Annotated in this window: 14 protein-coding genes; 7 read left to right on the top strand and 7 right to left on the bottom strand. The window is 63.9% G+C overall.

Annotated features, from left to right (window positions below; all coding sequences use genetic code 11):
* The first annotated feature begins 69 nt into the window (after positions 1 to 69).
* The 3 genes from C493_RS18340 (at position 70) to C493_RS18330 (ending at position 3,124) form a co-directional block, all read left to right on the top strand.
* Positions 70 to 1,242 carry a 3-hydroxyacyl-CoA dehydrogenase NAD-binding domain-containing protein gene (locus C493_RS18340; protein WP_049889485.1) on the top strand — a complete coding sequence of 391 codons (1,173 nt, stop codon included), beginning with the start codon at positions 70 to 72 and terminating at the stop codon, positions 1,240 to 1,242.
* Positions 1,243 to 1,353: 111 nt separating this feature from the next.
* Positions 1,354 to 2,547 carry a CaiB/BaiF CoA transferase family protein gene (locus C493_RS18335; protein WP_007260986.1) on the top strand — a complete coding sequence of 398 codons (1,194 nt, stop codon included), beginning with the start codon at positions 1,354 to 1,356 and terminating at the stop codon, positions 2,545 to 2,547.
* A 97-nt stretch (positions 2,548 to 2,644) separates the two neighbouring features.
* Positions 2,645 to 3,124 (top strand): Lrp/AsnC family transcriptional regulator, encoded by a 480-nt coding sequence (locus C493_RS18330; protein WP_007260985.1) that lies wholly within the window; start codon positions 2,645 to 2,647, stop codon positions 3,122 to 3,124.
* Positions 3,125 to 3,202: 78 nt separating this feature from the next.
* On the opposite strand, the gene C493_RS18325 is transcribed toward C493_RS18330, so the two are convergent.
* The 6 genes from C493_RS18325 to C493_RS18300 all read right to left on the bottom strand — a co-directional run bounded on the left by C493_RS18325 (position 3,203) and on the right by C493_RS18300 (position 12,390).
* On the bottom strand, positions 3,203 to 4,402 hold the full coding sequence (locus C493_RS18325) for a CaiB/BaiF CoA transferase family protein (protein ID WP_161606917.1): 1,200 nt from the start codon (positions 4,400 to 4,402) through the stop codon (positions 3,203 to 3,205).
* Positions 4,403 to 4,451: 49 nt separating this feature from the next.
* Positions 4,452 to 5,702, bottom strand: coding sequence for an MFS transporter (locus C493_RS18320; protein WP_007260983.1), 1,251 nt, complete (start codon positions 5,700 to 5,702; stop codon positions 4,452 to 4,454).
* Positions 5,703 to 5,846: 144 nt separating this feature from the next.
* Positions 5,847 to 7,103, bottom strand: coding sequence for an acyl-CoA dehydrogenase family protein (locus C493_RS18315; RefSeq protein ID WP_007260982.1), 1,257 nt, complete (start codon positions 7,101 to 7,103; stop codon positions 5,847 to 5,849).
* Between the two features lie 456 nt (positions 7,104 to 7,559).
* On the bottom strand, positions 7,560 to 8,849 hold the full coding sequence (locus tag C493_RS18310; protein ID WP_152421202.1) for a cyclase family protein: 1,290 nt from the start codon (positions 8,847 to 8,849) through the stop codon (positions 7,560 to 7,562).
* 611 nt (positions 8,850 to 9,460) lie between these two features.
* A complete protein-coding gene (locus C493_RS18305; protein WP_007260980.1) occupies positions 9,461 to 11,158 on the bottom strand; it encodes a long-chain fatty acid--CoA ligase in 1,698 nt (565 codons plus the stop codon).
* An 86-nt stretch (positions 11,159 to 11,244) separates the two neighbouring features.
* Positions 11,245 to 12,390: an acyl-CoA dehydrogenase family protein gene (locus tag C493_RS18300; protein WP_007260979.1), complete on the bottom strand. Its 1,146-nt coding sequence runs from the start codon at positions 12,388 to 12,390 to the stop codon at positions 11,245 to 11,247.
* Positions 12,391 to 13,072: 682 nt separating this feature from the next.
* Here C493_RS18300 and C493_RS18295 point away from each other — a divergent pair.
* Positions 13,073 to 14,527 (top strand): YjiH family protein, encoded by a 1,455-nt coding sequence (locus tag C493_RS18295; protein ID WP_007260978.1) that lies wholly within the window; start codon positions 13,073 to 13,075, stop codon positions 14,525 to 14,527.
* A gap of 196 nt (positions 14,528 to 14,723) precedes the next feature.
* Here the strand turns inward: C493_RS18295 and C493_RS18290 are convergent, their stop codons facing one another.
* Positions 14,724 to 15,473: an IclR family transcriptional regulator gene (locus C493_RS18290; RefSeq protein WP_007260977.1), complete on the bottom strand. Its 750-nt coding sequence runs from the start codon at positions 15,471 to 15,473 to the stop codon at positions 14,724 to 14,726.
* Between the two features lie 208 nt (positions 15,474 to 15,681).
* Between C493_RS18290 and C493_RS18285 the strand changes: the two genes are divergently transcribed.
* From C493_RS18285 to C493_RS18275, 3 genes are all read left to right on the top strand, one after another.
* Positions 15,682 to 17,070, top strand: coding sequence for an acetate--CoA ligase family protein (locus tag C493_RS18285; RefSeq protein ID WP_049889486.1), 1,389 nt, complete (start codon positions 15,682 to 15,684; stop codon positions 17,068 to 17,070).
* Positions 17,063 to 17,764, top strand: a complete 702-nt coding sequence (locus tag C493_RS18280; protein ID WP_007260975.1) for an acetate--CoA ligase family protein — start codon at positions 17,063 to 17,065, stop codon at positions 17,762 to 17,764. The genes C493_RS18285 and C493_RS18280 overlap by 8 nt, the downstream gene beginning before the upstream one ends.
* A 53-nt stretch (positions 17,765 to 17,817) precedes the next feature.
* Positions 17,818 to 19,274, top strand: a 1,457-nt coding sequence (locus C493_RS18275; RefSeq protein WP_007260974.1) for a 3-hydroxyacyl-CoA dehydrogenase/enoyl-CoA hydratase family protein, incomplete at its 3' end; no start/stop codon positions are given.

Here is a 19,274-nt window from a genome sequence, read left to right as displayed (position 1 = left end):
ACCAGCCACAGACGGTTCGTACCGCTCGAGTCGGTGGGGTTAAGTAGTGAGGCGTGCAGGAAGTTCACAATGCAAGGTGAGGACATTCAGCACGCGACCGTAATCGGTACCGGAAGCATGGGTCACGGGATCGCCGAGGTCGTCGCGATGGCCGGCTACGACGTCACGATGCGAGACGTCGACGACGAGACCGTCGAGGAGGGGTATCGAAACGTCGAGTGGTCGCTCGAGAAACTCGAGGACGGCGGCGCTCTCGAGGAACCGGTCGAGGACGTGATGGCGCGGATCGAGACGGCGGTCGATCTCGAGGAGAGCGTCGCCGACGCCGATATCGTCATCGAGGCCGTACCGGAGCAGATGGAACTGAAGCAGGACGTGTTCGCGGACGTCGATCGGTTCGCGCCGGAGGGGGCGATCCTCGCGTCGAACACCTCGTCGCTCTCGATCACGGAGATCGCGAGCGCGACGGAGCGACCGTCCGACGTGGTCGGCCTGCACTTTTTCAATCCGCCCGTAAAGATGGAGCTCGTCGAAGTCGTCTACGGTTCGGAGACGGCGGACGAGACGGCCGAGCGCGCAGCCGAGTTTATGGAAGCCATCGGCAAGGAACCCATCCACGTCCGAAAGGACGTCCACCGGTTCGTCGTCAACAACGTCCTCGGTCCGTTCCTCGACGAACCCCACTGGATGGTTTCGAACGACGAGGCGACGGTTCGGGAGGTCGACGCCGCGATGGTTCACCGGCGGGGGTATCCGATGGGGCCGTTCGAACTCATCGACATGACCGGAATCGAGGTCTCCTACCACGTCAGACAGGCCGGCGACGTCGACGTCCCGCCCCTGATGGAACAAAAAGTCGAGAACGAAGAGCTCGGCCGGAAGACGGGGACGGGCCATTACGAGTACGAAAACGGCGACGGACCCGACTACGAGGAGGGTGACGGCGCGGAGTTCGACACGCTGCGGGTCGACGCCATGATCGTCAACGAGGCCGCCCGGCTCATCGGCAACGACGTCGCGACCGCCGACGCGGTCGACACCGGGATGCGCCTCGGCACCGGCTTCCCCGAAGGCCCCTGTACGTACGCCGACGAAACGGGAATCGACGTCATCGTCGAGAAACTCGAGTCGCTCCACGAGGAGTACGGCGCCGACAGGTACGAACCCGCGCCGTACCTTCGGGAACTCGTCTCGGACGGCCGAACCGGGACGGACGCCGGCGCCGGGTTTTACGACTACTGAGTCGGGTGTACTCGAGCGTCGCGGTCGCTCGGAACCGACTGCGTCCGGCACACGCGCCGCGCCGCGAACGGGCGATACTGTTTTGGTCCTCCCGTCCGATGACCATGTCATATGCAGCCATTCGACGGTATCGATGTACTCGACCTGACACAATCGATCGCAGGACCGGTTTCGACCCAGTTCCTGGGCATGCTCGGCGCGAACGTCGTTAAAGTCGAACCGCCAGAAGGAGACGCGTTTCGCGGGTTGCTCGACGGAGCGATGTTCGCGTCGGTCAACCTCGCCGGCAAGCGAAGCGTCTGCCTCGATCTAAAGAGCGAATCGGGACAGGCGGCGGCACAGGACCTCGCCGAGGAGGCCGACGTCGTCGTCGAGAGCTTCCGCCCCGGCGTCGTCGAGAAGTTCGGACTCGATTACGAGTCGGTCGCCGAAACCAACGAGGACGTGGTGTACCTGTCTCTCACCGGCTTCGGACAGGAGGGCCCGTACTCCGAGTGGCCCGCCTACGACCCGATCATCCAGGCGATGAGCGGACTGATGTCCACGATCGGCTACCGGGACCGACCGCCCGTTCGCATCGGCGCGAGCGTGATCGACTGGGGGACCGGGACGACGGCGGCGTTTCTCCTTTCGTCGGCCCTGCTCGACCGAGAGAAGACGGGGGAGGGCGAACGGATCGACGTCAACCTGTTCGAGGTCGCGACCGCCTGGATGGGCTACTGGGTGGCCCACTACACTGGCACCGGCGAAGTCGCCAAGCGGTCCGGCTCCGGCTTCGCCGGGTTGGCCCCCAACGAGGTGTTCCACGCCGCCGACGAGGAGCCGTTCTACCTCAGCGTCGTCAACGACCACTTCTACGAGCGGCTGTGCAACACCATCGACCGCGAGGACCTCATCACCGACGACCGGTTCGAAACGAACGACCGACGCTGGGAGAACCGCGACGAACTCCGCGAGATCCTAAACAACGAGTTCAGCGACTACGAACGGTCGGAGCTCTGCGAGCAACTCGCAACCGCCGGCGTTCCGGCCGGCCCGCTCCAGCACACCGACGAACTCGTCGAGGACCCGCACGTCGCCGCCCGGAACATGCTCACCAACTCGCACAACATCCGGACGGACACCGAGGTCAAGACGTCCAACCCGCCGTTTAGCACGACCGACGGCCGACCCGAACTCGGCGACCGCCCGCCCGAGCAGGGAGAACACACCCGCGCCGTCCTCGAGGAACTCGGCTACTCGGACGAGCAGATCGAGCGCATGATCGAAGCCGGCACTGCGGGACCGGCCGACGAGGAAGCGTAATCGCGCCACGTCGATTCGTGACGGGCAGGGCGAAATAGCGCCGTCGTTCGATCGTCGACCGGTACACGTATATGCAAACGCATAGCACGGTTCGATTATGAACGACGTCGACGACATCGACCGGGCGATTCTCAAGATCCTCGCGGACGATCCGCGGATGCCGTACTCGGAGATCGCGAGGGTGCTCGCCGACAAGGGCCACGAACTCTCGACCGAGGGCGTCCGAAAGCGCGTCTCGAAGCTCCTGGACCGAACGTCGCCGTTCTTTTTGCTCGAGCCGGAAGAACACGACTGGGAAATCGTCCGGCTCGCGATCTCCGTTACGGACGAGCCCGGCGCGAAAGACGCCCTCCTCGAGGAAATCGCCGAGATGCCGTTCTGGCTCGTCTGCAAGGGCATCGGCACCTACGACATCTACGCGGTCGCGACCGCCGTCTCGAACGAGGACGTCGACGCGCTCGTCCAGCACGTCAGGGAGATCGACACCGTCGCCGACATCGAGTTTTCGATCGAAACGAGCCGCGATACGACCGTCGACGATTACCTGACGCCGCGACCGCCGGACGAATCGACGTAAGGACGCCGACGTTCGGTTTCGGTGTCGAAACCGCGTTCGATCGCCCCGCCTGGAACCGGAGGGGCGTTCGAACCGAAACTACTCCGACAGCACGTTTTCCTCGACGAGACGGTCGATCTCGTCGTCGTCGTACCCCTGCTCCCGAAGGACGTCCCGGTTGTGTTCGCCGAGCAGCGGCGCGCGGCTGCGGATGGAGACGTCGGATTCGGAGAGCGAAAGCGGCGTGGACGTCAGCGTCAGCGACTCGTACACCGGATGATCGATCTCTTCGAAGACGCCGAGATGGTCCATGTGCTCCATCTCCGCGGCCTCCTCGATCGTCTGGTACGGCGCGGCGGGGATTCCGAGTTCGTTGAGCCGTTCGACCGCCGCCGAGACCGGCTGCTCGCGCAGCCAGTCTTCGAACTGCGAACAGAGGTGGTCGGCGTCCTCGGCACGGCCCTGCGTCGTCTGGTACCGCTCTTTCTCGAGGAGTTCCGGCCGATCGAGGAGTTCGCAGTACGCCTCCCAGATCCGCTCGGAGTACAGCAACAACGCGACGGAGACGTACCCGTCGGCCGCTTCGGCCGCGCCGTAGAGCATGTCCGGCTGGTAGTACAGGTTGCGACCGCCCTTGCCGGGGACTTCACCCAGGTTGTTGTAGAACTCGTAGGCCGCGTCGAGGTTGTGCGACAGGGCCTCGAGGAGCGAGATTTCGACCTTCTGACCGCCCGCGTCGTCGCGGCCGATCAACGCGCCGAGGACGCTCACCGTCGCGCTGTACGCCGCGAAGTAGTCGGCGAGCGACGACTGCGATCGGATCGGCGGACGGTCGTCTTCGTATCCGAGTATGCTCGTAAAGCCCGAGACGTGCTGGGTCATCGCGTCCATTCCCGGCAGGTGGGCCATCGGTCCGGACTGTCCGTACCCCGTGATGTGAACGTAGATGAGGTCCTCGTTGATGTCCGTGAGCGTGTCGTAGTCGACGCCGAGTCGCTCGGCGACGCCCGGCGGCCAGTTCTGGATGAACACGTCGGTCTCTTCGATCAGGTCGTGGATGAGCGCGCCGCCCTCGTCGGATTTGAGGTCGATCGAGAGGGCGCGTTTGTTCCGGTTGAACAGTTCGAATCCCGGATTGTACGGCTCGCCGTTGAGGGTTCGTCTGTAGCTGCGGTACATTTCGCCGTTCGGCGGTTCGACCTTGACGACGTCGGCGCCGAGGTCGGCGAGAAACGTCGCACACAACGGCCCGGCGATCACCTGTCCGCAATCGACGACGGAGATGTCTGAGAGTGGCACACGCATACAATTACCACGGTAGACTATGTAGTTACTGGATCGAGCGCCGTCACTCGTCGGGAAGCAGTGCGATGACCACGAGCGCCACCCCGGCGAGGACGCCAAGCGAGAGGAACGCTTCGTCGAACAGGTTGCGATCGCCGGCCGCGCCGAACAGTGCGGGACTCGTCGCACCGATCAGGAACGCAACGGTGCGAACGACGCCGAATCCGGTTCCGCGGACGTTCTCCGGAAGGGGGTTGAGCAGAAACGATTCGACGATCGTACTGATGCCGAGAAGCGCGCTGATCAGGGCCGTGATCACTACGAGGAGCCAGACGGCGTCGACGAAGGGGAGCAGACCGAGCGCCACGCCGGAGACGCTCGTGACGATAAACAGCGATCGGCGCGCACCAATACGGTCGTACACGCCGCCCGAAAGCGGCTTGACGCCGATTCCCAGCACGAAAAACAGTCCGAATAACACGCCGGCGAGCGACGGCGACAGTCCCTTGATCTCGATCATGTACGTCGGGTAGAAGGCGGTAAACGCCTGCCAGATACAGAGTGCGAGTGCGTAGACGAGCGCGCCCTTCGCGATCGCGGGACGGCGGAGAGCGACGAGCGCGTCCGACATGGGGTTCGAAGTGGAATCGTCTGCGGCAGCGTTCTCGTCCGTTCGATCGTCGTCAACGCCGGATTCGTCGTCGTCCGTTCGCGCCGGAACGATCAGCCAGAGCGCGAGTGCGGTGAGCAAGAACAGCGGGACCGCGAACCCGAATCCCGCCTGCCAGGAGAGTCCCGCCGCGAGCACTCCCGCAAGCGGCGGCAACACCGACTGGGCCGCGTCCGCCGACGCCGCTGTCGCCCCGTTCGCCGCGCCTAGATTGTCGGGGTACAGCCGCGTCAGGACGGTGTACCTGGCCACCGCGTAGAGCGCGATCGCGAGCCCGAACAGGGCCGTCGTGGCGAACAGCACCGCCACCGAGCCCGCGGTCGTCACCAGCGCCAGCGTGCCTCCGGCGAGGAGCGCGCTGACGATCAAAATCGTCCGTTCACCGATTCGATCCGCGAGGATCCCGCCGGGGAGCTGTCCGATCGCGTACGCGACGAACAGCACGGTGACCAGCAGACCGGCCGTCGTATGGTCGATCCCGTACGCCGTACGGAGGTGGGGGAGCAAGACTGGGTAAACCATTCGCGTCCCCATCGAGAGCCCCCAGCCGACGGCGATGACGAGCAGGATCTTGCCGCGGCCGTCGTTCCAGAGCGCTCGGACGCTCCGTTCGAGTGCCCCGCGGTACCGAGCGACAATGTTCACTGTTTCCACATTCACGCGAGGTGATGATCAATATTTCGGCGTGCATCGACACACGCAGCCGGGCGTTCCGATCGTCTCGTCGCCGTCCGCTCACGACAGAGCGACCGACTGCTCACTGACTGCTGTCCGACAGTATGACGGCCGTCACGTCCGCCAGGGTTTGCCCTCGAGTTCGTTTCCGACGAGGTCGCCGTCGAACGTCTCGTCGCGGACGGACGCGTAGACGTCGTGCTGGACGATACTCTGCATCACCTCGGTCGCACCGCCCATGTACCGACCCGCCCGCACGTCGCGTTGGATGCGTTCGACCGGATACTTCGTCGTCGTAGAGATGCCGCCCATCACCTGCATCGCCGTGTCGGCGATCTCGTGGGCGAGTTCGTTGCCGAACTGCTTGGCCATCGCCCCTTCCATGCGTCCGGCGTCCATCCCCCGGTCGTCGAGAATCCGGGCCGCCCGCGTGTTCAGCGCGTAAGCCGCGTCGAGGCGAGTGCTGAGATCGGCGATCTTGTGGTTGACACCCTGGTACCGCGAGAGCGACTGATCGTTTACCTCTCGTTCGGCCGTATAATCGATCGCGATCTCGAGTGCGCGTTCGCTGGCGCCGAGACAGTACCGCGAGATCGTGAGGTGCTCGAGGTTGAGTTCGTTCGTGATGTACGTCCAGGCCTCGCCGGGTTCGCCGACGACGTTCTCCGCCGGAACCCGCGCGTCGTCGAACTCGATCCAGGAGGCGCCGGTGCCCCGGAACCCGTGCCAGTCAGTGTGGGGCTCGAGCACGTCGAGACCGTCCGTGTCGCCGTCGACGACGAGGATCGAGAGCCCGTCTCGGTCGCCGGCCGAACCGCTGGTTCGGACCGGAACGAACAACACGTCGGCGTACGGCGCGAAGTCGATGAATCGCTTCTCGCCGTTGACGACGTAGTCCGCGCCGTCGCGTTCCGCACTCGTCTCGAGGTTGGCGATGTCGGTGCCGCTCCCGGGTTCGGTAAAGGCCTGCGCGACGACGAACTCGCCGGCGAGCATCGGCTCGAGGTAGTTTTCGACGATGTAGTCGCTGCCGTGTTCGTACATCGTCCGACCGATGTGCTGGGTCAGGGAGGTCTGACAGGCGTGGACGATGCTCCCTTCGTATCCGATCGCCTGTTCGGCGAGCACCGTCTCGATAATCCCCTCGCCGCCGCCGTTGTGCTCGGTCGGAATAGAGACGCCCAGCAAATCGTGTTCGCCCATCCGCTCTGCGTACGTCGCCCAGTCGTCTTCGGTCTCCTCGTTTCGGTCCAGCGACTCGATGTGGTCTCTGTCGAGTTGGCCCGTAAAGACCTCCTCGCGAAGCACGCGCTTGGTCGCTTCGAGATACGCCGTTTCGTCGTCCTCGAGCAACGATCGTTCGCCGATCATGCGTACCAGTCACCACCGTGGTACAATAACGTTTCGACGAAAGAAACCGCCGAGAACGCGGGCGTTCGGAAACGGTCGATCACCGTTGGCGATTCCCGGATCAGCGAATCGATCAGCGCCGCGAACGCGCCTCGAAGTACAATTCACTGCGTTCTCTTGTAAAATATAACTCGGACGAGTGCGGACGCTCACGCCGACCCGGTCGTTGACGATGTATGGTATCTGATAACGGATGTTTGCCAGTCGAATCCGGAGACTGGTTTGGCAACTCGAGAGTTGAAAATCCGAGACTATTTACAGTAATACACTTGTATAGTATGGCGTCCGTAACTGGAAGCGCCACGGATTCGAAGAACAGGTCGCAGCGGACGCGACGGGCAGAAGATCGGGACGACGGGGACGGACGGGGGCCGGCAGAGACGAACGGTACTCGAGCGAAAGCCCACTCGTCGGCGCTCAGTTGCGTGGCCGCCGGTTTTCGCCGTTTGCGGCGTCCCCTCGGCGATCAGTGTCCCGTCCGCGGTCGCCGTCTCGAGTCGCTTTCAGGACGATCGGGTTTGCCGGCGCCCCCGTCGCACGGTCGACGTGTAACGGCGCCGCGGCGTACATGAGTTCGTAGATGCCGTCTTCTGCACACTGTTCGGCCACGTCACCGAGCCAGAGTATTTCGTTCAGCGAGACGCCGAGGTCGCGAAGCAGTGCCGCGTGGAGCGGGATCACGTAGGTTTCGCCGTCGATTTTCTGGACGAGTTTTTCGACCGCGATATTGTCCGCGCCGATGAGCGGAATGTCCATCTCGTGGACCCACTCGACGAGTTCCTCGCTGAAGGTAAGGCCCGGTTCCGCGTCCGGTCCCCACTCCGCGTCGGGATCGACCGCCCGCTCGACGGCGCCGGTTCGGACGAGGACGATGTCCCGTTCCCGAACGTCGACGCCCTGTGTATCCGCCGTTTCCAGGAGATCCGACAGCGTTATCGAGGCGCCGAGCTCGAGCCAGCCGTTTTCGTCGCCCGCGTGACGACCGACGTCGAGGAGGACCGCGCGACCCGTGATTCCGGACTCGGCGAGCGGCGCGACGCTGGCCTCGGCGTGTCCCCTGGTTTCGGTCACCTCGGTCGCGTTGCCCTCGGCATCGAGCCCCGGAATCGGCTGGTCGAACTCCGTCACCGCCGCCGTCGCCATCTCGTCGTACCCGTTGTAGAGCTGGTCGCCGTACCAGACGTGTCCGAGCGCGTCGATGTGAGTCGTCCCGTGGAGGAACAGCTTCGTGACGAACGCGTCGTCGGACGACTTGACTCCGGCGTTCGCGGCGGGATCGTCGATGGTCGTCGCGTCGTCGGTATTATCCCGTCTGGCCGGCGTCCGCGGCGGGTACAGTGGATCGCCAGCGTCCACCGACGACTCTGCGGTCTCGTCGACGACCGATTCCAGCGCGTCGCCCGTCATCGGGACCTGCAGCGTGTACTGCTGGATGTTGTTCGGACCGCCGCGCATCGCCGCCTGCAGTCCGGCAAACGTCTGCTCGCTGTCGAGCAAATTGAGCGCGCCGATCTCGTCGTCTTCGCCCCACCGCCCCCAGTTGGTCGGCAATCCGTCGACTAGCGTTTCGATGTCCCCCATCGACTCCATTTGTCCCGCCGCCGTACCGGCACCGAGTCCGCTTACGGCCATCGCCGCCGCGGCACCGCATCCGACCATGAAGTTTCGTCGACTCGCTTCTCCGCTTTCCTCTCGGTTATCACACATATGATACGAGTTGTCAATGGAACGCTTTGTTATATGGTTTCGTGTGATGAGTAATCAGGGGATGAGGTAGTATAATGGAACACTACACTAATTTACGCGTCTATCTCGGCTTCCGGACGAAAGACTGCAAAACGAAGGCCGTACGATTTCGATAGTGGATGTACCGAGTGCTCGAGGTCTTGATATTATATCAGAGGACGCTGCGAAGGGGCCAAAGATGCGCGATAGAGTCGGTCAATTTCGAAGGAAGAGGTCGTCAGGACACGCACGGTCGAACCGGCAAGAACTGGCGACATCGCATAGCGACGAGAACACGTGCCGACACCCCGATAAGTGCGTCATCAAAATGGACGTGTTTCTATAATGACGACTGAAACTGCTTACACACCAACCGTACAGCCGTCGTACGATTGGGTGTGCACTGACTTTCAGTGGCTACTATAGCGGACCAGAACGTATTCACCGAACAATCAAAAGCGGTGCTCTCGGTCTCCCCTGACGATAAGCAGCACAGCGACTGACAACCGAGACACGAACGCGTAGCCGAGGACTATCCACTCAAGCGGCGAAGAAAAAACGAGGCTGGCGAAGCGAGCAGCGTTCCGGAGAATTCAGTCCTGCTCGGGCGTCCCCTCGAGCGTCGCCTCGTCGGTCGGGAGCGAGCCGTGTTCGTCGTGGAACGTCGTTCGGAGCGACTGCTTGTCGTACTTGCCCGTCGACGTGCGCGGGATGTCGTCGGCGAAGAGGAACAGGTCCGGCAGCCACCACTTGGGGAACCGCTCGAGGAGGTGGTCCCGAAGATCGTCCTCGGTGACGTCGTCGGTGGTCACGACGTAGGCGACCGGGCGCTCCTGCCAGCGCTCGTGGTCGACGCTGACGACCGTCGCTTCGGCGACCGCCTCGTGGGCCATCAGCTCGTTCTCGAGTTCGACCGAGGAGATCCACTCCCCGCCGCTTTTGATCACGTCGTCTAAGCGGTCGACGACCTCGAGGTAGCCGTACTCGTCGATCGTGCCGATGTCGCCGGTCTTGAACCACCTTCTGGAAGACGAGTCTTCCAACTCCCCAGCCGCTTCGCTCCTAGGGACGTCCTCGGTGAACGACTCTTGGGTTGCTCCAGGCCGGGCGAAGTACTCGTCGATGACCCACGGGCTCCGGGCCTGAATCTCGCCCGTCGACTCGCCGTCGTGGGGCACCGGATCCCCGTTCTGATCGCGGAGCCTGAGCTCGACGCCCGGCGTCGGCTGTCCCGGCTTCGTTCGGAGGTCGTACTGCTCCTCCTCGGGAAGCTCCTGAACCTCCGTCGTCACGAGCGTGTTGACCAGGTGCGGGGAAGCCTCGGTCATCCCGTAGCCCTGGATGATCGGCGCGTCGAACTCCGCTTCGAACCGGCGCATGATCGCCGGCGGCGGCGAGCTTCCGCCGGTGAGGATGCGGTCGAGCGTGCTGATGTCCGCCGCCGGGTTCTCGTCGATGTACGTCGCCATCTCCGTCCAGATCGTCGGCACGGCCGCCGCGAGCGTCACGCCCTCGTCGCGGATCATCTCCTCGACGCTCTCGAGGTCGGTGTGCGAGCCGGGGAGCACGAACGACGAACCGTAGAGGGTGCCGCTGTAGGGGAGACACCAGCCGTTGACGTGGAACATCGGCACCACCGGGAGGATGACGTCCTGCTCGCAGACGCCGAAGCTGTCCTTCGCGCCGTAGGACATGCTCAAGAGGTACAGTCCGCGATGGGAGTAGGCGGCGCCCTTCGGGAGGCCCGTCGTTCCCGAGGTGTAACAGATGCCACATTCAGTCTCTTCGTCGAGGTCCGGCCAGTCGTACTCGGTCGGGTGGCCACCGATGAACGACTCGTAGTCTGTGACCGGCGACAGGGACGTCTCCGGGACCGAATCGTCGAGAACGACGTACTGTTCGACAGTCTCCAGATCGTCGGCGACCGACTCGATCGTCTCGACGAATGCGGGATCGACGAACAGCAGGCGGTCTTCGGCCTCGTTGATGATCTCGATGAGGTGCTCCTCGGGGAGCCGGTGGTTCGTCATGTGGATGCTCCGGCCGCTACAGGAGGGCCCGTAGTACAGTTCGTAGTGACGGTAGTGGTTGACCGCCATGACCGAGACGCGGTCGCCCCGCTCGAGGCCGTACTCGTCGAGGGCGTGGGCGAGCTGGCAGATGCGCTCGTAGGCGTCTTCGAAGGTGTAGCGGTGGTAACTACCGTCGTCGAGCTTGGTGACGATCTCCTTGTGTCCGAACTGTTCGACCGCGCGGGTGAGCGTTTTCGTCAGGGTGAGGTCGTAGTCCATCATGGTTGGATCAGTGTGTGGGTGTGTGTCTCTATCAGCATATCGGTTTCGGTGGCTCGGCTCGGTCGGGTCGTCGGGTCATCGGCTCACGAGAGCAGTTCTCGAGCGATGATGTTCTTCTGAACTTCGGTCGTCCCCTCGTAGATCTGGGTGATCTTCGCGTCGCGGTAGAAGCGCTCGACGGCGAAGTCGTCGACGTAGCCCGAGCCCCCGTGGATCTGGACCGCCTCGTTGGCGACGTCGACGGCCACGCGGGAGCCGTACTCCTTAGCCATCGAGGAGTACCGCGTTCCGTCGACGTCGTCCCGGTCCGCGGCCCAGGCGGCCTTGTAGGTGAGCTGGCGCGCCGCCTCGATGTCGGTGTACATCTCCGCGATCTTGTGCTGGATCGCCTGGAACTCGGCGATGGCCTGGTCGAACTGTTCGCGCTCCTGGGCGTACTCGCGTGCGCGGTCGGCCGCGCCCGTCGCGATGCCGACGCCCTGTGCGGCGACGGTGACGCGCGTCTCGTCGAAGAACTGCATCTGCTGGTAGAAGCCCTCGCCGCGCGTGCCGACGAGGTTTGCCTCGGGGACGCGGACGTCGTCGAGGATCAGTTCGGCCGTCGGACTGGCGCGGACGCCCATCTTGCCGCTGATCTTGTCCGCGTCGAACCCGTCGCGGTCGGCCTCGACGATGAGCTGGGAGTAGCCGGCGTGGCGGCTCTCGGCGTCGGGATCCGTCTCGCAGAGAACGACGAAGTAGTCGCCGATCGTTCCGTTCGTGATCCACATCTTGTTGCCGTTGATGACCCACTCGTCACCACTTTTCTCCGCGCGCGTCGTCAGCGAGGTCACGTCGGAGCCGGCCTGCGGTTCCGAGATCGCCGCGCCCATCACCGCCTCGCCCGCCGCGATCGGCGGCAGGTACCGTTCTTTCTGTTCCTCGGTGCCGAACTCGAGGATCGCCTCGCTGCCGAAGTCGGCGGACGTGATACAGAGGGCGATTCCGGGGTCGATCGAGAACAGTTCCTCGATCATCAGCGCGCGCTCGAGCATCGAGTAGTCGGCGCCGCCGTACTCGACCGGGAACGCCGAGCCGAGCAGCCCCATCTCGGCGGCTTTGTCCATGATCTCGTGAGGGTACGTCTCGTCGCGGTCGTACTCCCCGGCGACCGGCTCGATCTCGTTCTCGCCGAACCGGCGGATCTCCTCGAGCATCGCCTGCTGTTCGGACGGTATCGCGAAGTCCATATCGGATAGTACGACTGGGTCCACCTAAATTTACGGATTGTCGTTACGCGCCTCGTCCCGGGGGCGTCGAACGGAAGTCGGCGGTGCAGCGACACCCTGTAGCGGCCCAGTCCGACCGTAGACGGCGGAATCAATGGCGGAGACGAACGCGAGCGACAACGACAGACGTACCGACACGAGAACGGAATTCATCCAACAGTAGTGGATATGTGCTGTGCCGTGGTAGCCTCAGACAGAGAGAATCGTTCACAACAGAGCCCAGGGTATTACAGAAGTACCCTCGTAAATCAATTGAACGACCGTCGCTCATCAGTCTGTTTCGACGCGGCGGCCGACCGGCCCGTACAATCCGTGCAGCGTACGCTCCGTCCGAATACTCTCGCTAGAAAGAGAGGTATCCAACAGTTGTGGACGTGACCGGCTCGAGACGACCGACCATCCGACGCAAGAAGGGGCGACGGGAACGGTAGGAGCCACTGAAACGAGTTGCACACTGATCGGAACACCATCTGACGGTCGGCTGTGTAGTGGCGTTCAGTAGCTACGCTAAAAGCGTCACAAGAGAGACATTGTTCCGTGACACTCTGAAAAACGAGACGATGTTCGGCGATAGTTGTACGGTCGCGAACCAGTCTGCGAAGGTACCGAAACATATATAACTAATGTAACATAGTCACATGATATGCTTCGGCAAGACGCGTGGCGTAGTGATACAGAGACGTGGGAACACGCCGAACCCGACGAGCAAACGATCGACGAGGACTCCCTCACCGAGACGGAGACGATTCCGTTCGTCCGGTTCGTCACCGTGTTCTCGATCGGGCTAGCGTTTTTCGTACTCCCGGTTCCGTGGGGGGAGACGGTCACGGTTCCGTTCGACATCTTCGTCGGCATTATCGAGGCGAACGCCGCCCAGTACGTCCTCGGCATGGCCTGGCTGATGGTCGTCGGCTCGGCGCTGCTGACGACGGTTTCGGAGTTTCACTCGCGACGGATCTACGAACTCGAGGACGAGACAGTTGATCGGCTGAGCCTCGAACTCTGGGAGACGAACACCGCCTTCTGGGCGTTACGGATCCTCGGCGCGGTGATCGCGACCGGCTTCCTCTTCGAGGTCGGTCCGGCGCTGGTACTCGATCCGGACGTCTCCGGCATCGTCTGGGGGACGCTCATCTTGAGCATCGTGATCATCATCCCGCTCGGCTCGATCTTCGTCAACATGCTCATCGAGTGCGGCGCCCTCGAGTTCGTCGGGACGCTCGCGCGGCCCGTCATGCAGCCGCTGTTCGGACTGCCCGGCCGATCGGCGCTCGACGGCGCCGCGTCGTGGGCGGGCTCGTTCGCGATTGGCTTCTACGTCACGCGAACGGTGTTCGATAGGGGCGGTTACAACAAACGCGAGGTCTTCATCATCTGCTCGTGCTTCGGGACGGCGAGTATCGGGACGATCGGCGTCTTCGCGGCCGCGTTCGACATGCTCCACATCTTCCCCGTCATTCTGCTCGCCTATCTCATCGCGATCCTCGCAGCGGCGATCGTGACGATCCGTATCCCGCCGCTGTCTCGCGTTCCCGAGGAGTACATCGCCGAGCCGAACGTCGAACCGAAGCTCAACGGCTCGGCCGGCGATTACGTCCGTCTCGCCCTCAGCGAAGCGATGGAGGAATCGAAAGGAACGTCGTCCGTGCGCGCGGGCTGGAAGGGACTCGTCGACGGCATCGTCCTCACCGCGACGATCACCGGCACCGTCGTCGCCGTCGGGACGCTGGTCCTGCTCACCTACCACAACACGCAGCTGTTCCAGCTCATCTCCACACCCCTCGAGCCCGTCATCGCGGCGTTTGGCATCCCGGACGCGGACGTCGTCGCGTCGGCGCTCATCATCGGCTTCGCCGAAATGTACGTCGGCGCGCTGATGGCGACCGGACTCGCGCCGATGGCGCAGTTCTTCGTCATCCTCGTCGTGAGCGGCCAGATCCTCTTCCTTGCGGCCTCCGGCCCGATGATGATGGACATGTTCACGGACATTCCGGTCCGCCTCCGCGACATCACCGCTATCTTCGTGGTCCGAACGCTCGTGTTGATCCCGATTAGCGCCGCGCTGACCCACGCCGTCAACCTCGCCGGGCTACTCTGAGACGGCCGCCGTCTCGAGTATCCGGCGACCCGACGGCCGCGACGCGTCTCCGAGTTCGATGACGCCAGCGTCCCGCAGAACGAGTACTACTGCCAGAACGGGTCGAACTCGGTCGTCGACCGTCGGAAAGGGATGCGATAGCAAAGCGGCGATTCTCGAGAGAATCAAGAGAACGAATCAGGAGACGGAGCGCCGATCAGGTGCCGTACCGATACTTGATCGTGATCGTCTCGTTGGTCTCTCGGAGCTTGTTCACCAGCTCCATCCGATAGGACTCGTTTTTCACCCGCTCGGTCGGACAGGCGATACCGATGCTCCCCTCGACCGTATCGTCGACCACGATCGGAACGGCGATCGTCCCCATCCCCTCGATCTGTTGGTCCCAGTCGACGGCGTAGCCGTCCGATCGGATCGTCTCGAGTTCCTCGCGAAGGCGTTCTCTATCGGTTATCGTTTCGGTCGTGACCGGTTCGAGCCCCCGTGTATCGATGATCTCGTCGACGCGCTTCGACGGGAGTTGCGAGAGGATGGTCTTTCCGGCCGCGTGGGAGTAAAGCGGGAGCGTGAGGCCGGCGTACAGCCCGAGTTCGATCGCCTTCTCGCCGGACTCCCGCTGGAGGAAGACGGCTTCGCCCGCCTCCTCAATCACGAGCGTCACGACCTCCCCCGTTTCCTCGGCCAGATCCGGGATGGCGCGCCGCGAGACCTGGTAGATCTGGTTTCGCTGTTGGATCCGCGATCCCATCGAGAGGAACGCGTGGCTGAGTTTGTACGTGCCAGCGGTGCTCACGACGTATCCCGTCGACTCGAGCGTCTGGAGGTAGACGTGGGCCGTGCTTCGCGGGATATCCATCTCGTTTGCGATCTCGGTCGGCCCAGCGCCGTCGAGCTTCCAGAGGACGTCTATTACGTCGAAGGCTCGTTGAACCGATTTCATGCCGGACATACCAGTACGTATACGACTCCCGCTATTAAGCTGTTCGACTATTTTGGACGGTTCGGGAGAGACGGCGAGAAACGGCACGGGTGGGATCGACCGGTCGGCGGGTCGCGAGACTATCGTTTCAGCCGATTCGCGCCCGGTGGACGCGGTATCGGCCGATCGCGAGAGCGGGAGGGAAAAGACTTTTATCGTCTTACCGGAACTGCGAACCATGTCCGTCACACGATTGTTCGATCCGGGAAGTATCGCCGTCATCGGCGCGTCGGATACCCCGGGAAAGATCGGTTACGAAGCGATGCGAAACGCCCTCGAGTTCGGCGGTGACGTCTATCCGGTCAACCCCTCCGGCGAGGGTGACGTGTTCGGCCGGGAGTTCGTCGCCTCGGTAACCGAAATCGACGACGACCCCGACCTCGCGTTGCTCTGTGTCCCGGCGGCAGCGGTGCCGGACGTCATCGAAGAGTGCGGGGAGGCCGGCGTCGGCGGCGCTGTCATCTTCGCGGGCGGCTTCGCCGAAACCGGCGGCGACGGCGAACAGCTCCAGGAACGGCTCATCGACGCGGCCGAATCCAGCGGCGTCGCGTTGCTCGGGCCGAACACGAGCGGCTTTCTCGTCCCCGAGAAGAACCTCTACGCGACGTTCACGACCGACCTCGAGACGATTCCGGCCGGGAACCTGGCGATCGTCGCCCAGAGCGGCGGCCTCTCCTACTCGCTCGGCTTCAGAGCCCAGAACCTCGGTATCGGCGTCTCGGCGATGGTCGGCCTCGGCAACCGCGCGAACATCGGCTTCAAAGAGGCGATCGAGTACTTCGACGACGACGAGCGAACAGAGACGATCCTGCTACACGTCGAGGGAACGGCCGATGCGCGCGAACTCCTCGAGACGTGCGAGTCAGTCGACACGCCGGTCGTCGCGTACCACGTCGGCGAACAGGACGTCGGCGACTTCGCCGAATCGCACACGGGCGCACTGACCGGGGAGTACGAACTGTACAAGGCCGGGTTCGCGCAGTACGGCGTTCCGACGGTTCGATCCTGTGCGGAGTTGATCGACGCCGGAACGGCGCTCGCGACCTGCCCCGAGCCCGACGGCCCGAACGTCGGCGTCGTCACCGCCCAGGCGGGCCCGGGGATCGCGATCACGGACCGACTAAAGGCGAACGGGGCGGTCCTGCCGTCGCTCACCGAGGAGACCCAGGACGTCGTCGAGGAGATCCTTCCCGGCATCACGTTCTCGGAGAACCCCGTCGACACCGGTCGACCGATGCCCGAGTTCGGCGAGGTCGTCGGCGCCGTCGCCCGCGACGAGAACGTCGACGTCGTGCTCGTCTACGAACTCTACGAGAAGGGGCTCGGCTATCCCGTCGAGACGCTCGAGGAGGTCGTCGAGGACGTCGACAAGCCGATCGTCTTCGCCAGCGGCGGGCCCGAGCGCGTACTGGACGAGGAGCTCCCGAAACTCGAGGAACTCGGGATTCCGACCTACCGGACGCCCGAGAGCGGCGCCGACGCCGTCGCCGGGCTCGTACAGTACGCGCGGCGAAACGCCGATCCGAACGTCGACGACGCGGTCTCGGGGGTGACCGCCGATGAGTGATCCGATCGACGCGGCGGCCGAGAGCGGTCGATCGGCGCTGACGGAACCCGAGGCGAAGGCGTTGCTCGGCGAGCGCGGGCTCTCCGTCCCGGACGGCGAGCGCGTCCGATCGCCCGCGGAGGCCGTCGACGTCGCGGAGCGGATCGGCTACCCCGTCGTCGTCAAGGTTGCCTCGCCGTCGATCCAGCACAAAAGCGAGTGGGCCGACGGTATCGGCGTGAACGTCAACCTCGAGGACGACGCGGCGGTTCGGTCGGCCGCGTCGGCGATCCTCGAGGCCGCAGCCGACCGCGACGTCGACGCCGACGTCCTGGTCGAGGAAGCCGTCGATCTCGAGGCCGGACTCGAGGTCATCGTCGGCGGAACGCGCGATCCCTCGTTCGGTCCGACGGTCCTCCTCGGACTCGGCGGCACCGCCGTCGAGGTGTTGCAGGATACGACCCACCGGATCGCGCCGATCTCGACGGCCGAAGCCCTCGAGATGACCGAGGAACTCGAGGCGTCGCCGCTGTTCGACGGCTATCGCGGCGGGCCGACGGTCGATCGGCTGGCCGTCGCCGAAGCGATCGTCACCGTCGGCGACCTGCTCGCCGAGCGCGAGGACGTCCGCGACGTCGAGATCAACCCGGTGCTCGCGCGGCCCGACGACGCGGTCGCGCTCGACGCGCTCGTGACGCGAACCGACGACGCCTGAGCGGCGGAATCGCTTCCAAAGATATATGTGACGAGGTAGCGCAGATACTCGTGATGGCGAACGAGCTAGTCGAACGAGTAGCAGTGCTCGGTGCCGGCAGCATGGGTCACGGAATCGCGGAGGTGGCCGCGATCGGCGGCTACGACGTGACGATGCGCGACATCGAGGACGACCTCGTCCAGGACGGGTACGACAACATCGAATGGAGCGTCGAAAAACTCGCGGAGAAGGGCCAGATCGACGAGTCCGCGGAGACCGTGCTCGACCGAGTCGAGACGACGACGGATCTCGCCGACGCGGTCTCGGACGCCGATCTGGTCATCGAGGCCGTCCCCGAACAACTCGAGATCAAGGAGGATACGTTCTCGACGGTCGACGAGCACGCCCCCGACCACGCCATTTTGGCGTCGAACACCTCGAGTCTCTCGATCTCGGATATCGCGTCGGCGACCGACCGGCCGGACCAGGTCGTCGGCCTGCACTTTTTCAACCCGCCGGTGAAGATGGATCTCGTCGAGGTCACCTACGGCGAGGCGACGAGCGACGAAACCGCCGAGGCGGCCTACGAGTGGGCCGAGTCGGTCGACAAGACGCCGATCTACGTCCGCAAGGACGTCCACGGCTTCGTCGTCAACACCGTCCTCGTCCCGTTCATGGAGGAGGCCGCCTGGATGCTCTCGAACGACGAGACCACCGTTCAGGAAGCCGACGCGTCGATGGTTTACAAGCGTGGCTACCCGATGGGGCCGTTCGAACTCAACGACTTCGGCGGCATCGACATCGCGTACCACTTCCGCGATGCGTCGGGACAACCCGTCCCGCCGGCGATCGAAGAAAAGGTCGAGAACGACAACCTCGGCAATAAAAGCGGGAAGGGCTTCTACGACTACGAGGACGGCGACGGCGTCGACTACGAACCCGAGGACGCCGGCGACTACGACGTGTTGCGAGCCGAGGCCGTGATGATCAACAAGGCCGCCTGGCTCGTCGGTAACGACGTCGCCACGCCCGAAGCGATCGACGTCGGCCTCCGCCTCGGCGGCAGCTTCCCCGAAGGGATGTGCCGGCGCGGCGACCGACTCGGCCTCGATATCGTCCTCGAGAAACTCGAGTCGCTGTACGAGGAGTACGGCGAGGACCGCTACGAGCCCGCCGACTACCTCGTCGAACTCGTCGAGGAGGGCTGGACCGGCGAAGACGCCGGCAAGGGGTTCTACGACTACCGCGTCGATCCGCCCTACCACTACATCAACTGGGAAGTCGACGACGACGGCGTTCTCGAGATCGAACTCGACCGCCAGGAGCGGATGAACTCGATGTCCGACGACATGTTCATGGAGATCGACCGACTCCTCACCGACGTCGACGTCGACGAGGTCGCCTGCGTCGTCTTCGAGGGAGCCGGCGACAAGGCGTTCAGTTCCGGCGCGGACATCACCGGCTTCACCGCCGACGACCCCGCCGAGATCATGGACGTCGACGAGATGTTCCAGACCGTCTACGAGTTCCC

The sequence above is a fragment of the Natronolimnohabitans innermongolicus JCM 12255 genome (assembly GCF_000337215.1).
GTDB lineage: Archaea > Halobacteriota > Halobacteria > Halobacteriales > Natrialbaceae > Natronolimnohabitans > Natronolimnohabitans innermongolicus.
Note: the sequence above shows the minus strand (reverse complement) of the source record. Positions and strands in the feature narration are given on the sequence as shown.